Below are 15,020 nucleotides of genomic sequence, written 5' to 3'. Positions count from 1 at the left end.
CATTGATCACGACCTGTGCCCATTTGCGGCGTCCTATTGTCATGATGCGCTACGGCTGATCGACAAGCCTGTTCCAAGCTTCGCAGCAGAGGTCGATGATATTGTCATGGGATGTGAAGATACGGTTGGATAGCCAGTTTTCGCGCATGAACTGTCAGACATTTTCTACCGGGTTGAGCTCAGGGCATTTCGGCGGCAGCGGAACGATTTTGGTATTCTCGGGCACTTCCAGCTTTCCGGTCATGTGCATCCGGCCTGACCGATCAGCAGCACGCCGTGGGCGCCCGGCTCGATAGCGAGCGATATCTCTGCTAGGTGCAGCGCCATGGTCTGGGTATTGCAGAACGGAAGGATCAGGCCAGCCCCCTTGCCGAGTTCGGGGCAGATAGCGCCAAAGATATAGGCTGATTTCGTCCTCTGATCCTTCAGCGCCGACGGTCGAGTGCCGGGGCGGGAGGGCTGCTTTTATCTTTGCCAACTCGGCTGCAAAGCCCCTTTTTTTGGAAGTCCTCCATAGCATATTCATTCTGGGTGTGGTGGCGTGGGCGCGCGGTCAGTTTGACATAACCCAACTTCTTCAACTCCCGCCCCACGGTCGTTTCCGTCAGGGAAACCCCAAATTCGTCATGGAGCCACCGCGCCAGGTCGATCAGTCGCCAGCGGACAACCCCATGGATCGCGGGATCGGGCCGCTTTCAAGGATCTCTAAAAGAGCTTGGCGCTGGGCATCATTCAACAAGGGGGGCTTGCCCGGTGCCTTGCCATCAAACAGTCCATTGGGCCTTGGGCATTGAACCGCACGACCCAATCCCGCACGATCTGTAGCGTCACCCCGCCGATCCGCGCCGCATCGCTGCGGCTCCCGCCACCATAAATTTCCGCCAAGGGCCACTAGCCGACGACCCTGGTTTGCGCTTCTGGTCCCGCGCGCTAGTCGTCTCAAGCCTGCCGCATCAAAGTCGTCCCGCAATACAATCGCTGCACCCATAGCAATACCCTCCAAACGGCACACATAGATTCAGAAATTCATCGCTCTGGAAATCCTCCAAATGAGTCAGGCTCATCGGAGAGCGGTATTACGGCCATCATGCGTGCGCCCTTCGACAAAGTCGTAAGCCCCTACATGCCCCGGATATTGCGGTCGCAATCGGATGCACGATCCATCGTTGAGCCACAGGCGTCCACGTTTTGGCTGGCGCTGGGGCACCTTGAGCCTCTCACGCCGCCAGATCCGCTCGACCCGTTCATGGCTCACCATCCATCCCGCATGGCACAGCAACGCTGTCACCCGTCGACAGCCATAGCGACCATATTGCTTCGCCAGTGCGATGGTGTCCTCGGTTAGCACCTGCTCGTCATCCGGCCCGCGCGGGACCTTGCGCTGGCGTCGATCGATGCTGGCCCAGCACCCGGCATATCCGTCGCTCGGACACCGGAAGCTCTCGTCGCACGTGGTCGATGCAGCGCCTCCCCCACGCGGGGCTCAGAAGTTTCCCCGTGCCGCCTCCTGCAAGATCAGCTTGTCCAATGTCAGGTCGGAAATCGCCCGGCGCAGCCGCAGGTTCTCCTTCTCCAGGTCCTTCATCCGCCGCGCCTGATCGGTCTTCAGGCCGCCATACTCCTTGCGCCAGCGGTAATAGGTCTGTTCACTGACCGCGATCCGGCGGCACGCCTCAGCTGTGCTCGCCCCCTGCGCCAGCACGATCTCAACTTCACGCAGCTTGCCGATAATCTCTTCCGCCTTGTGCTTCTTGCTCGGCATTCATCGTCCCTTTCGTGGTCCAGACTAGCATAGTCTCCGGGCCACTCAGCGGGGCGCAGATCACTCCCCTTTATGTCATCACATTTAACTGAGCCGCTGCTTGTGATTGGAAGGACGATAATGGCTGGCATTCCTTAACCAGCACCCGTAGCAACGGGGATGCCGCCCAATCCTGTCCATGGATGGCAGAGAGTTCGTTCGCCATTTCCAGAACCCGCGCCAAGCCGATCCTGTCTCCCCAATAAATCGGACCGCCCAGCACGGCAGGAAAGCCAAAGCCTTTCACGCATACAATATCGATATCACTGGACTTCAGAGCGACTCCTTCTTCCAGCAGTTTCGCGCCCTCGTTGACAAGGGGGAGGAACAGGCGATCGCCAATCTCCGTATCGGTGATCCGAGCCTGTGCACTGCCTCCCCTGTCGCTGAGCGCCATGCTTGCAAGGGCGTCGGTCATGCCGAACCGGCCAGCGACCGCCGCAATCCGTTCAATCGCTACGCCCTCCAGCGCCAGCAGCTCCGCCATGTTGCGGAAGCGGCGTAGCATGCGTGGGCCTATGAAGCCATCGCTGTTGCCGCTGAGGACCGAAATCGCGCCCATCTGCCTTCCTAGGTCCATCATGCTTCGTATCGCTAGGGCGTTCGTTTCCACGCTAGGGACTACTTCTAGTATCTTGTTGCTTCCCCTGGTGGGGAAGGTGTGTACGCCAACCAAACGCTGCGGATGTGGCAATGTGGCCGCGAGCGCATCGATATCCGGGCCGGACAGGATCGTTGCCAGGATCCCTTCGGGAATGGCCGTCGCAAGCGCTAGAAGCATTGATTGACGAGAGCTGATGCCAATGTCTGTTGCCTGTATTGCGATGTCAGTGTCTGAGAGTGCATCAAGCCGGGTTTCACAGGTGATACGGGAAAGGGCCGCTTCCGCTTCATCGCTTGACATACGGCCTTGTACAACGGCCTTGGCATAGTCTTGCGCAATCGTCGCCTTCCCTTGCACGACCTGATTGGAGTCCTGGTCAAACAGGATCGTGCGGTAGCCGCCACGCGCTGCCAGGGTTGCGCAGATCTGCGTTGCCTTGTGACAAACGCCTGCGACGGTGATGCGTCCGATCCTGGTGGACTGCTGGATATTCTCGATGCCCGCCACCGACCGAGCCGCCCGTTCGGCGAAAAACATATGCTTTAGCGCAGCAGGCTGATCGCCACGGAGCAATTCTTCGCATTTTTCAGTCTCGACGGCCAGCCCATCTTCCGGAGAAAGGCGGCAGGCGGCCTCTACACAGTCGATGTTCGCAATCGGCGCGAGCGCACCGGGTGACCTGCGGCTAGCTAAGGCCCGCGCCTCGTAGAAATAGACAGGGCCGGGATCGCCGCCGGGCGGCATCCGAAGAATAGTCGGCGTAAACTGCGCGCCCTTGGCCAGGGCCTCCAGCGCAAAGGCAACACCGCCTTCCTGTGCATTCTGAACGATAGCGTCGATCAGTCCGAGTTCCAGAGCCTCTGCCCCATACACCCGCCGCCCTGTCGAGAGCAGATCGATTGCGACATCCGCACCGGTCAACCGCGTAAGTCGCTGGGTGCCGCCACCGCCTGCCAACAGACCTACATCGACTTCCGTCAGACCCAGCACTGCAGCGGGTTCGGCAACCCGCGCGTCGCAGGCCAGCGCAAGTTCCAGACCGCCACCCAGCGCGAAACCATGGATTGCGGCGATCGTCAATTTGCCACTGTTGATTAGCATTTTTTGAAGCGTCGGCGCACGAGGCTCCTGCCGGGCCGTCTGTGAGCCATGTTTCGAAATATCGGCGCCTGCCGAAAATCCCTTGCCTTGCCCAGTTACGACGATCGCCTTGACGGATCTATCCTGAGTTGCTTGATCGATGGCATCGCCGATTGCGGCACGATGCTCGAAACCAAAGGCGTTCACGGGCGGCGCATTCAGCGTGATCACCGCAACCGGGCCTGCGACGTAATAGCCAACGTTCACCATCTATTGGTCCTTGTTATTTGGCAGAAGATCAATGAAGCCAGGTGCAACCTTCGCTTAGAACCCTGCAATTTCGTTCCGTGACCCACGCCTCGAACAGGATTTGTCGTTCCGGCTCTTCCCATAGATCGATGCGCAGCGTCTCGCCGGGGAACATGGGTGCAGAAAAACGCGCGCGATGCGCCCGGATGCGCCGGGGATCATGACCAGCGATCGTCTCGATCACAGCCCGGCAGGCGATGCCGTAGCTGCATAGCCCATGCAGTATAGGTGAAGGAAAGCCAGCGGCAATCGCAGCATCCGGATCGATATGCAACGCGCTGGGATCACCTGATAGACGATAGATCGCGGCCAGATGGGGCATGATCGATATGTGCTTACTATGATCAGGCGCTCTTGCGGGGGCGGCGATGGCAGATTGCCTCGCTGCCGGGGTGCCGCTGAAGCCTCCGTCGTCTCGCGCAAGCACAGTGGATTTAAGCGTTGCCAGCGGTTGCCCGATCTCGTCGCGCATATTGGCGACAATATTGATCAGCGCGCCATGCACGCTTCCGCGATCGATGATATCTTGCACATAGCCGTAAACCAGAGCGCTACCAGCCGGTTCGATCGCCTGATGGAAAACTGCCTCCTGTGAATAATGTACTGAGCGCTTATAGTTCCCACCGAGTTCTTCCACTGTTGGTACCAGCATCTTGGTAAGCGCGGTCAACATTGTGGGAATTGGCAGAAGATTCCGCTCGTAGATATAGCGGAGAGACTGCGGATCGGCCGGATCGGCTCCATAGCCCAAGCCGAGCGCATATAGAATTACGTCACGCTCGTTCCAGCGGAGCAGGGTTTGTTTGATCGGCCAGTCCGACCGATCATGACGGAAAGCCGTGCCCACCAGGACGCCCTTCAGCCTGGCGTTTTCCCGAGGACGCGGTGGATTTCTTCATTATGCTCGCCGAGCATCGGAGCGCGTTTCACGACATTGACCGGCGTGCGTTCATATTTGACCGGGTGGTTCAGGATCTTGACCGTGCCGAAATCCGGGTCTTCCAATTCGACGAAAACTTCCGACGACCGCGCTTCGTCGCTTTCGATGAAATCTTCGACTGTGTTCACCCGCCCAAACGGGATTTGCTCCTTTTCCATTAGCGCGATGAACTCTCCTGTGGTCATCTGGGCAACGGTATCAGCGACGACGTCGTAGATCGCGTCACCATGCAACAGGATGCCGGCTGAATCGGAAAACCGGGGATCTTCGCACAATTCGGGATGGTTGAGGATATTGGCGAAGCGCTCAAGTTGGGGGGGCTGCATGATCATGCCGATAACAGCGCCGTCCGAAGTGTTGAGGGCGCGGTATGAGGGCAAGGCAAGTTCCACCTTTTCAAGCCCGGCGGACGAAAATGTGTGATTCTGCATTTGGTCTACCAGAATGAACGCGGAGTAGGCCGACGCCATGTTGACGGATACCTTCTGTCCTTCGCCCGTACGTTCGCGATGCAGCAGTGCAGCCAGAGTTGCGTTCGCGGCCCACATTGCCGTAATCTTGTCAGCCACCGTGGATCGGATCGCCTGCGGTCCATTATCGCCACCTTGGAAAGGCATAAAGCCGGTCAGGCCCTGTATGACCATGTCGTAGGCGGGATGGTTGGCATAAGGTCCGGTCTCACCAAAACCGCTGACCGCGAGATAAATGATTTTGTCATTGATCCGCTTCACCTCTTCATAGCCAAAGCCCAGACGTTCCATGACGCCCGGTCGGCTGTTCTGAACAAAGACGTCCGCTTGCGCGATGAGATCGTGGACGAACTTTCGTCCTTCCTCTGTCTTGATCGCAACAGTTACGCTTTTCTTGCCGCGATTAACTTGCTGGAACAGGGCGCCCATACCGTTGTGGCGGGGATATTTGGTTCGCATGGCATCGCTGCCAGGTGACTCAATCTTGATCACCTCCGCGCCGAGATCGCATAAAATCTGGCTGCAGAATGGGCCGGATATGAGCGATGACATATCGACGATCCGATAACCGGTGCAAGGACCCTGGGAAAGCGAGTTAGTATCTTCATTCATATTGCGGGTCCGTGATCATAGCGATGAGCGACATCCGTCTCCGGTGCCGTTCATTATGACCGGCAAGCGCGCGGATTCCTCCAGCCTGCCACGTGTGATGATGGGGTGCGCGCGAATGACACTGATTATCCGTGACGCTAAAAATCCCGTGGCGCGTGAGAATGTTAAAAGGCGGCGCGGGACTTGGTGGATTTAGCGCGCTGGCATGTCTCTATAGGAAACGAAGGCACAGGTAGCACTACAAAGCGTAGTGCGCATGTCTTGGCATGGGCAGAAAGCAAGTAAGCCATTATCCACTTGGAATGCGCATTGGGAGATATGCAGTATGATCAGCCTCAGAGACGCTATCGAGCGGAAGGAGGATGAGCGCCTATGTGCGCTGATAGCGGCGGATGTGGGCAGACTGGATCAGTTGCTCTCGGACGGGCTAATTTTCGTTCACCCCAATGGTCGCGTTGATTCCAAAGCAAATTACCTCGCTAATCTCGCAGTTCGAAACCCCTATCTTGACATTAAGGTGGTGGAGCGGACTATCACGGCTGCTGGCGGAATGGGTGTCGTCACTTGCGAGCTCGAACTGCTGGTATTGCGTGATCCACCGGCGCAGAACGTAAGCTATAACATCCGTGGCATATGCGTCTGGGCTCAGGATGGCGCAGACCTGCGTATGATTCGATATCAGTCGACGTTTATCGGAGGCGCGAATGCGTAGAGAAAACGGCGACGTCTGCCACTATGGCCCAGGAGGATGCTCATGACAAAAGCAGTCATTCAAAATGACGACTGCTGCGGCGCAGGGACGGGTTATACCGGCCCGGCGGAAGAACTTTCAACCTCGGAGGCTGATCTCGACGCTCTGTTCGAAAAAGTCTGCAACTGGGGCCGTTGGGGCGACGACGATGAACGCGGTACTCTCAATCACATCGGGCCAGATGAGGTCGCGCACGCAGCAACGCTGGTCACCGTCGGGCGAACGGTCAGCATGTCGCGTGGCTTTCCCACCGTGCCGAGTATCGAGAATCCGCGCCCGGCGCAGCATTATATGGTCGTCACTGGCGAGGATCGCCAAGCGCCGCACATTGCGGGTATGGAATGCACCAGCGACTATATCGGCTTGGCGTTCCACGGCCTTGCATGCAGTCATATTGACGCTCTCTGTCACACGTTTCACCGGGGACGGATGTATAATGGACGGCCTGCCAGTGATGTGAAGAGCCGTGGCGCTGTGGCTAATACGATCATGGCGATCAAGGACGGCATCGTTGGGCGAGGCGTGCTGCTCGATATGCCGCGAGCACTGGGCGTGGATTTCATCGAGCCCAGCCATCTCGTGACATCTGGTGAGTTGGAAATTGCCGAGCGTGAGTTGGGCGTGACGTTAAGGAAAGGCGATATTCTGGCTGTCAGGATGGGCCGGGACGTGCGTCCGGGCCGAGGTGACGGACGGATGGCGGGGCTTCATCCCTTTGTCGCGGGCTGGCTTCACGACCGCAACGTCGCGGTAATATGTGGTGACGGACCCAACGACGCCAACCCGGCCGGGGTGTTGTCGGCATGGCCGTATCCCGTGCACGACTTGTGCGTCGCGGGGATGGGCATTCCACTTGTTGACAACCTCTATCTGGAAGGGGTGGCGGCTACATGCGCCGAATTAAACCGCTGGGCTTTCCAAATCGTCATCGCACCGCTTTTGATCGAAGGAGGAACTGGCTCGCCGGTCAATCCAATCGCCATATTCTAGGGCGGTGCAGCAGCATATGTCCGCACGCCATGAGGTTGGGTGAAGGAACCTAGGTGGCGTCGCTCGGATAGGCCAGGTCGAGCAGCGTTAGCCGCCGTCTGTCGCACCTGGCTATTCACGCCCTTATCATTTGAATGTTGTACGCGCGAGATCGCCTTCGTTGGTTCCGTGCTTCGGTACAACGGAGTTGGAGAAAGCTACGATGAAGATATTGGTGCCCGTGAAGCGGGTAATTGACTATAATGTGAAGCCGCGTGTGAAGGCGGATGGGACGGGTGTCGATTTGGCGAACGTCAAGATGTCGATGAACCCGTTCGACGAGATCGCTGTGGAAGAAGCAATCCGCCTGCGGGAAAAAGGCGCGGCAACTGAGATCGTCGCGATTTCCATCGGCGTTGCCAAGGCCCAGGAAACCTTGCGGACCGCGCTTGCCATGGGCGCGGACCGTGCAATCCTGATCCAGACCGACGATGAAGTAGAGCCGCTGGGCGTTGCCAAGCTGCTCGCCAAAGTTGTCGAGGAAGAACAGCCTGGCCTTATCATCCTGGGCAAGCAGGCAATCGACGACGACAGCAATCAGACCGGGCAGATGCTGGCTGCACTCCTCGGCCGTCCGCAGGGCACCTTTGCCTCCAAGGTCGGGGTCGAAGGCGATAGCGTCAGCGTGACGCGCGAAGTCGATGGTGGTCTGGAGACGGTGAAGTTGTCACTTCCCGCGATTGTCACGACCGACCTGCGCCTCAACGAGCCGCGCTATGCCTCGCTACCCAACATCATGAAGGCGAAATCCAAGCCGCTCGCGCAGAAGACGCCTGCGGACTATGGCGTGGACATAACGCCGCGCCTTGAAACGTTGAAAGTCGTCGAGCCGCCCAAGCGCTCGGCCGGGATCAAGGTTGCCGATGTCGATGAACTGGTGGCTAAACTCAAGGCGATGGGAGTGGCGGCATGAAGACGCTCGTTTGGGTTGAACATGAAGCTGGCGCGCTGAAGGACGCGACGCTTGCGGTCGTCACTGCCGCGGCCAAGCTTGGCGAAGTCCATCTGCTCGTCGCGGGCAAGGATGTTGGTGGCGTTGCCGAACAGGCTGCGAAGATCGCTGGTGTGGGCAAGGTCCATGTCGCCGATGATGCGAGCCTTGAGCATGGCTTGGCGGAGAACGTCGCCCCGTTGATCGTGGAGTTGATGGGCCATCATGACGCGTTCCTTGCGCCCGCCACCAGCCACGGCAAGAACATCGCGCCGCGCGTAGCTGCGCTGCTCGATGTGATGCAGATCAGCGACATTTTGTCGGTCGAGAGCGAGGACACGTTCACGCGTCCGACCTATGCTGGCAATGCCATCGCAACGGTGAAGTCAAAGGACGCGAAGAAGGTCATCACCGTTCGCGGGACGGCATTTGAAAAGGCTGCGACCGAAGGCGGTAGCGGCACGATCGAGACCGTCGGCGGCGCAGCCGATGCGGGCACCTCGACATTCGTGGGTGCAGAGATCGCGAAGCTGGAACGCCCGGAACTGACCTCGGCCAAGATCATCGTATCCGGTGGCCGTGCACTGAAGGATGGTCCCACGTTTGAGAGCACCATCTACCCACTGGCGGACAAGCTGGGTGCGGCCGTAGGCGCCTCGCGTGCTGCGGTAGACGCGGGCTACGTTCCCAATGATTATCAGGTCGGCCAGACCGGCAAGATCGTTGCTCCCGAAGTCTATGTCGCCGTCGGCATTTCCGGCGCTATCCAGCACCTTGCGGGGATGAAGGACAGCAAGACCATCATCGCAATCAACAAGGACGAAGATGCGCCGATTTTCCAGGTCGCGGACATCGGTCTGGTTGGTGATCTCTTCAAGATCGTACCGGAACTGACTGAGAAGCTTTAATCGAGGTGCTGGGAGGGCGACTTATCCGCGGTCGATCACGTGAGGACGCAGAGACGAATTCATGGCGGCGTTTGACTATATCATTGTAGGCGCGGGTTCGGCAGGTTGTGTTCTCGCTAACCGCCTGTCGGAAGATCCTCGCAATAATGTCCTTTTGCTGGAGGAAGGGCCAAAGGATCAGAGCTGGCTTGTCCGCATGCCCAAGGGCAACGGCAAGACGCTATCGATGCCGCGTTATACAGCGTACAACCCGACCACGCGCATTCAGGCGTCCGGTAGGGAAATCTGGGTCCGAGGCAAGCTGCTGGGCGGGAGCAGCTCGATCAACGGTATGGTTTGGATGCATGGCCAGCCGGAGGATTATGACGCCATCGCCGCGCTTGGTAATGCCGGTTGGTCTTGGGCGGATATAGAGCCTTGTTTCAGGAAGCTGGAAGATCACGAACTGGGTGGAGGCCAGACACGCGGTGCGGGTGGCCCGATCCCGATTAGGCTACATCCTCCTACGCCGCTGGGGGATGCATTCATAGCCGCTGGCGCGGCGCTGGGCCTGCCGAAGAAGGACGATATAAACGGTTTGCCACAAGAGGGCATCGGTTATTCGGCTATGAACATCGATGGGGAAGGCCGACGTTGCAGCGCTGCGCGGGCCTTTCTCCAGCCTGCGCGAGGGCGCCGAAACCTTTCGGTCGTGACCGGGGTACGAGTTGACCGGCTGCGGTTCGAGGGGCATCGCGTGGTTGGCGTTGAATGCATTCGAGGACGAGAAACCATTACATACAGCGCGTCAGGTGAGGTTATCCTGAGCGCGGGAACGATCGGGACGCCTCGATTGCTACAGTTGTCTGGCGTGGGTCCTGCCGATCATATCAAGGCATGCGGTGTGTCTGTCGTTCACGATCTTCCCGGCGTTGGCGCCAATTTGCGCGAACACTTCTTGCTGATGCTCAATTATCGCCTAAAGCATGCGGCCGACAGCCAGAACAGATGTTTTTCCGGACCGGGCCTCGTGAAATCGCTCGGTCAATATATCTTGCGCGGCGACGGGCCGATGAGCAACTCGTCTTATTGCGCAGCGGCGTTCGTCCGGTCAGGCGTTGAGGAACTTCGTCCGTACGGCCAGATCATGATGGCCCCTTGGACACGTGACTGGGTGACGAAGAAATTTGGAGCCCAGCCGGGCATGAACGTCTTTCCCTATGTCTTGCGGCCAGAAAGCCAGGGTTCGGTGCGCATTCAAAGCGCCGATCCGGAACATACGGTACGGATTGATCCTAATTATCTGGACGTTGCGCAGGATCGCGACCAATCGATTGCACTCGTACGCTATGTTCGCAGACTGATGACGGCGGCGCCAATTGCCCCTTTTCTTAGCGGCGAAATGGATGGGACGGCATGGGCGCAAACGGACGAACAGATTATTCAAGCATTTATGGAACAAGGTGCCTGCGGCTTTCACAATTGTGGTACTGCGGCGATGGGTCGGGGACCGAATGCGGTATTGGATGAACGGCTACGCGTACGCGGATTGTCAGGACTCCGCGTTGCCGACTTGTCCATTTTGCCTAACATGATTTCAGGTAATACAAACGCGCCAGCCATGGCGCTCGCTTGGCGCGCGTCAGACATTATCCTTCAAGATCAAAAAAATTCATTGCGATGAAGGCGGCATTAACGTTCGCATTCAGCGGGGGGGGGCGTGACGAAGCAGATCAGCAATGACCTTTGGCTACCCTGCGGCCCATGATTCCTACCTGGAACCTGAACGGCGTCCCAAAGCTGCTTCTATGCGAGATGCCGGAAGCTCAACTGCCAAATTTACTCGGCGGCGGAACTTTACTCAGAAAAATCCTACTCGCTACTTGATCAAGCCGCGATAGGCTGACCTCGATGATGAGTAGCAAAGGCATAAGCAAAGGATCGAACGGATCGGATCACGAAACCAGCACTAGCACGTTAGCTTCCACGCGAGGGAAGTGCTTTGGACCTGATTCACGGATCACCATACCGGCCAGCGGCTTCTAAAAGCCACCTGAAGGCTTGATAGAAGGCCAACCCTTTGGGTAACGGACGGCACCCCATGGAAGTGCTAGTCCAATTCTCCCTTCTTATAACCAAGCAGTTTACGTGCGATAGTGAGGCGGTGGATTTCGCCAGGTCCTTCGTAGATGTCAGTAATGCGCGCGTCTCGGAACCACTTTTCCGCCAGATACTCTTCTGAAATGCCTTCGGCACCAAGTAATTCCATACAGCCTTGACTGATCTGCCGGGTCGCTTTGCCACCCATTGCTTTGGCGATAGCCGACTCAGTTTGCAACTCGAGTGCGCCTTTGCCGAGTTGTTCCTCTAACCACTTCACTCGCATGATAACGGACCAGGCAGCCTCCCAGAGCGCCTCCATGCGAATCAGCTTATCTTCAGCATAGCTACGCGCGAGCCGACCTTTCGCGTAATCCACCTTTATGCCGGACTCGGCCAGCTTACCGTGAGTGAAATCAAGAAGAGAACGCACCATGCCCACGCCCAACGCAGCGATAACGGGGCGGTTATGGTTGAAGCGGGCCTGAACGTTCACGAAACCACGCTCCAGCTTAGCGAGGCTCGGCACCCTGACATCCTCCATCACGAACCCGCCAAGATCATGGTAGTGGATGCCGAGTTTGCGCATCGGCGGCGTCAACTTGAAGCCTCGCGTCTCGTTGAGAACCACGAAATTGAAGAAGGGTCGTTTGCCGCTTGCGTCCGGCTCGCCCTTCGCCAGCACCACCGCGCCTTCTGATCGGTTGATGTTGGAGATAAAGATTTTCTCTCCGTTCAATATCCATTCGTCCGTCTCGGCATCGTAACGAGCGCTGGTTGTCGTGGCGGATGGGTCGGCACCGGCGCTAGGTTCGGAGATGCCGATGACAAGGCGATACTTGCCGTAGGCCTCGACCTGGGCGGGATCGCCAAATTCATTGACGATCCAGCTTCCAAACGGTTCTGGGGCAGGACGAGTGGTAAATTCGTGATGTCCCACCATCGTCATAAGGCATTCGGTGATGTAGGGGCCGCTGATCGGTTCCTTCTCGGCCTTCAGCGCAGCATGTGGCGAAACGGTGCCGGCGACCACCGCATGGTCTTCGTTCGCCATTGTCTCGCTCTCAGGGATGCGGTCGATTTCTCTTGAGACCGTACGCGCCGCCGCACGTTCGGCGCGCGCCATGTCCATCAGGCGAACGTCCGCTTCGGTCAGGCTAAAATCAACCATCATTTTCTCCTATGGGTATCGCCGCGAAAACCGGCTGGCGCCCAACGTCAATAAAAAGGAATGGAACAGTCAGGGCCAGCGAGGCGCCGTCGGCCCCGACTAAAAATCGGGCATGTTCAGCGTACACCGCCGCCGAACTCGGCGCGGGCGACGGTCAGCCGGTGCAGGTTACGCGTGCCGTCGACCAGATCGACGAACTTTACGTCCCGATACCATTTTTCCATCAGATGGTCTTTTGACCATGCCTCCGGCCCCATGAGTTGCATGGCTTTCAGTGCCACACCCTGCGTAATTGGCGCGGAGTAGCCTTTCGCTTTCTGGCTGAGCACATTGTCAGCACGGCCCTGATCATGCACCCACCCCGCGCGAAGCACCATCCGGCGTGCCTTGTCGAGCGCGCCGCGCGCTTCCTCGACGACCTCCTTAACCCTCTCGCGACGGCGCAACGACCAGGGGCGGTCATGCTCATTCAGCCATTTCTCGGAGTAGTTCAGCATCGTGGACGCGGTCCCGATCGCCGTTGCCGCGCAGAAAGGGCGGGTCCCGGCCAGAACCGTCAGGAAGTCCATCAGCGTGCCGCTGTCGAGCAGCCGGTCTTCAGGAAGCATGATATCCCGAAATTCTATCGCTGCCTGTGAGAGGTTACGCGTTCCCATCTTTTCTAGACGCTCGATTGTCACGATCAGGCCTTCATCCTTGCGCGAAACAATGAAGGGACGGGCGCCGGCCATACCGCTGCCGGGCTGGGTCTGGGCGAGGACGATTAGAAAATCGGCGGTCGCCGCGTGTGAAATCCAATGCTTGGAGCCATTGAGCACCCAGTGATCGCCCTTTTTGACGGCGGTAGTCTTGATCTGCGACAGGTCGAGACCGCAATGCTTTTCGGTCATAGCGATCGCGGTCTTCTGGAATTCGCCGCGCCGGATCCCATCGGCCCATTTGTCAATCTGTTCCGGACTGCCCATCGCGCGAACCGCGATCTCTCCCATATTGTTGCCTGGCAGGGTCTGGAGACCCCAGCCGTCCCCGGCCTGGGCGGCTTCCGTGACCAGAAGTCCCAACACCGACCCCCCCCGTTCAGCGACTCGTTGTAGGCCTTATCGTCCTCCCGGCCGCGTACGCCCGGCCCAGTGTGCCAAAAATCAAGTGGGCTGTGGATGATTGGGCATTTGCCGGCGATCTCTCCCAGATTGTCGGGAAGCATGTAGGTGTCGTCTACCGCGCGTGCATAGGGACGGACGTGATTGACGGACCAATCCTCGATCTGGGCGAGAAGATCCTTCGTATTCTTGGTCAGTTCGAAATTCATCATAGGGGAGTCCTCACTTCAGCGTGGCGCTCTGCATGTGAATGGAGACCGGCGACAGGGATCAAACCCTACCTCCCCATGGTCAGGTGCGGTGATAGAACAGGGTTGAATAGTCTACAGATCACGCAGGCGAATGAGACCTTCCTGGGCGACGCTCGCAACAAGACGCCCGTCCCGGGTGAATATTTGTCCACGATTGAATCCACGCGCATGGCCTGCCCAAGGACTTTCACCGACATAGAGCAGCCAATCATCGACGCGAAAAGTCTCGTGAAACCAGATTGCATGGTCGAGGCTAGCCATCTGGAGCGTCGGGGTGGCCCATGACACGCCATGAGGGCGCAGGCATGTGCCCAGCAGCATCATGTCAGATGCGTAAGCAAGCACCGCCCGGTGCACGTCCGGATCGTCCCCCGGCGTGCTGACAGCGCGGAACCAGCTCGCGCTGCGGGGTGGGCGAGCGGTGGGGGTGAGGACCGAATGCCATTCACAGGGCCGGAATTCGATGGGGCGTCGGAGCAGTCGGAAGTTAGCTGCCCCTGGCGGCATTTCGCCGCCTTCTTCCGCCAGCATGTCCGTTTGGCTCATGAGATCATCGGGCGGGGGCACGTCGGGCATCGCGATCTGATGATGTGCGCCGTTTTCGGTCCGCTGAAAGGATATCATCATGACCAGAATGGGGTGATCGCCCTGAATGGCGGTCACCCGCCGGGTGGAGAAGCTGCCGCCGTCGAAGTCCCGTCTGATCTGGTATGTGATAGGAAGACTGCTATCGCCGGGCCGCATAAAATAGGAGTGGAGGGAATGGACGACCTTGCCGCTGGCAGAACGGATGCCGGCAGCAAGCGCTTGTGCAATAACTTGGCCACCGAATACTCGGCCCTGCCGCTCAGTCTGCTCCCGACCTCGATGGAGATCCACGTCGATCTCTTCAAGATTCAGTAAATGCAGCAGATCGGCGACGTGTTGCGCGGCCGTTGCTGCCTCCTCCCCAGCATTGCGGTTCATACACATATATAGCGGCTC

11 protein-coding genes and 2 pseudogenes are annotated in these 15,020 nt (G+C 58.3%); 5 read left to right on the top strand and 8 right to left on the bottom strand.

What is annotated here, in order from left to right; translation table 11 throughout:
- Positions 1-49: 49 nt before the first annotated feature.
- From C1T17_RS18010 to C1T17_RS17990, 5 genes and pseudogenes are all read right to left on the bottom strand, one after another.
- A pseudogene (locus tag C1T17_RS18010) lies at positions 50-988 on the bottom strand (winged helix-turn-helix domain-containing protein).
- Positions 989-1,078: 90 nt separating this feature from the next.
- Positions 1,079-1,762: pseudogene (locus C1T17_RS18005) on the bottom strand (transposase); the annotation flags it as partial.
- Between the two features lie 70 nt (positions 1,763-1,832).
- Positions 1,833-3,755 (bottom strand): enoyl-CoA hydratase-related protein, encoded by a 1,923-nt coding sequence (locus C1T17_RS18000; RefSeq protein ID WP_104954625.1) that lies wholly within the window; start codon positions 3,753-3,755, stop codon positions 1,833-1,835.
- Positions 3,756-3,783: 28 nt separating this feature from the next.
- On the bottom strand, positions 3,784-4,641 hold the full coding sequence (locus C1T17_RS17995; RefSeq protein WP_104954624.1) for a MaoC family dehydratase: 858 nt from the start codon (positions 4,639-4,641) through the stop codon (positions 3,784-3,786).
- Between the two features lie 11 nt (positions 4,642-4,652).
- On the bottom strand, positions 4,653-5,816 hold the full coding sequence (locus C1T17_RS17990) for a CaiB/BaiF CoA transferase family protein (RefSeq protein ID WP_104954623.1): 1,164 nt from the start codon (positions 5,814-5,816) through the stop codon (positions 4,653-4,655).
- A 325-nt stretch (positions 5,817-6,141) separates the two neighbouring features.
- Here C1T17_RS17990 and C1T17_RS17985 point away from each other — a divergent pair, with 325 nt between their 5' ends.
- The 5 genes from C1T17_RS17985 to C1T17_RS17965 all read left to right on the top strand — a co-directional run bounded on the left by C1T17_RS17985 (position 6,142) and on the right by C1T17_RS17965 (position 11,098).
- Entirely contained in the window at positions 6,142-6,528 is a 387-nt protein-coding gene (locus tag C1T17_RS17985) for a nuclear transport factor 2 family protein (protein ID WP_189338407.1), read from the top strand.
- Positions 6,529-6,570: 42 nt separating this feature from the next.
- Positions 6,571-7,557 (top strand): cyclase family protein, encoded by a 987-nt coding sequence (locus tag C1T17_RS17980; protein WP_189338406.1) that lies wholly within the window; start codon positions 6,571-6,573, stop codon positions 7,555-7,557.
- A 202-nt stretch (positions 7,558-7,759) separates the two neighbouring features.
- Positions 7,760-8,509: an electron transfer flavoprotein subunit beta/FixA family protein gene (locus C1T17_RS17975; RefSeq protein WP_104953998.1), complete on the top strand. Its 750-nt coding sequence runs from the start codon at positions 7,760-7,762 to the stop codon at positions 8,507-8,509.
- The gene (locus C1T17_RS17970) at positions 8,506-9,435 is read left to right on the top strand and encodes an electron transfer flavoprotein subunit alpha/FixB family protein (RefSeq protein WP_104954620.1); all 930 of its coding nucleotides are present in this window, start codon (positions 8,506-8,508) and stop codon (positions 9,433-9,435) included. The genes C1T17_RS17975 and C1T17_RS17970 overlap by 4 nt, the downstream gene beginning before the upstream one ends.
- A gap of 61 nt (positions 9,436-9,496) precedes the next feature.
- Positions 9,497-11,098 carry a GMC family oxidoreductase gene (locus C1T17_RS17965; RefSeq protein WP_104954619.1) on the top strand — a complete coding sequence of 534 codons (1,602 nt, stop codon included), beginning with the start codon at positions 9,497-9,499 and terminating at the stop codon, positions 11,096-11,098.
- 426 nt (positions 11,099-11,524) lie between these two features.
- On the opposite strand, the gene C1T17_RS17960 is transcribed toward C1T17_RS17965, so the two are convergent.
- The 3 genes from C1T17_RS17960 to C1T17_RS17950 form a co-directional block, all read right to left on the bottom strand.
- Positions 11,525-12,688, bottom strand: a complete 1,164-nt coding sequence (locus C1T17_RS17960; protein ID WP_104954618.1) for an acyl-CoA dehydrogenase family protein — start codon at positions 12,686-12,688, stop codon at positions 11,525-11,527.
- Between the two features lie 113 nt (positions 12,689-12,801).
- Entirely contained in the window at positions 12,802-13,749 is a 948-nt protein-coding gene (locus C1T17_RS17955; RefSeq protein WP_104954617.1) for an acyl-CoA dehydrogenase family protein, read from the bottom strand.
- A gap of 359 nt (positions 13,750-14,108) precedes the next feature.
- Positions 14,109-15,002: an acyl-CoA thioesterase gene (locus C1T17_RS17950; RefSeq protein WP_104954616.1), complete on the bottom strand. Its 894-nt coding sequence runs from the start codon at positions 15,000-15,002 to the stop codon at positions 14,109-14,111.
- Positions 15,003-15,020 lie beyond the last annotated feature (18 nt).

Source organism: Sphingobium sp. SCG-1 (assembly GCF_002953135.1).
In the GTDB taxonomy this organism is placed as follows: domain Bacteria; phylum Pseudomonadota; class Alphaproteobacteria; order Sphingomonadales; family Sphingomonadaceae; genus Sphingobium.
The sequence above is the reverse complement of the archived record's forward strand: the minus strand, read 5'-3'. Positions and strand labels throughout refer to the sequence as shown.

Excerpts from the sequence above, each read along its gene's own strand:
- C1T17_RS18000 (WP_104954625.1), bottom strand. The coding sequence starts at position 3,755 with ATGGTGAACGTTGGCTATTACGTCGCAGGCCCGGTTGCGGTGATCACG.
- C1T17_RS17990 (WP_104954623.1), bottom strand. The coding sequence starts at position 5,816 with ATGAATGAAGATACTAACTCGCTTTCCCAGGGTCCTTGCACCGGTTAT.
- C1T17_RS17985 (WP_189338407.1), top strand. The coding sequence starts at position 6,142 with ATGATCAGCCTCAGAGACGCTATCGAGCGGAAGGAGGATGAGCGCCTA.
- C1T17_RS17980 (WP_189338406.1), top strand. The coding sequence starts at position 6,571 with ATGACAAAAGCAGTCATTCAAAATGACGACTGCTGCGGCGCAGGGACG.
- C1T17_RS17975 (WP_104953998.1), top strand. The coding sequence starts at position 7,760 with ATGAAGATATTGGTGCCCGTGAAGCGGGTAATTGACTATAATGTGAAG.
- C1T17_RS17970 (WP_104954620.1), top strand. The coding sequence starts at position 8,506 with ATGAAGACGCTCGTTTGGGTTGAACATGAAGCTGGCGCGCTGAAGGAC.
- C1T17_RS17965 (WP_104954619.1), top strand. The coding sequence starts at position 9,497 with ATGGCGGCGTTTGACTATATCATTGTAGGCGCGGGTTCGGCAGGTTGT.
- C1T17_RS17960 (WP_104954618.1), bottom strand. The coding sequence starts at position 12,688 with ATGATGGTTGATTTTAGCCTGACCGAAGCGGACGTTCGCCTGATGGAC.
- C1T17_RS17950 (WP_104954616.1), bottom strand. The coding sequence starts at position 15,002 with ATGAACCGCAATGCTGGGGAGGAGGCAGCAACGGCCGCGCAACACGTC.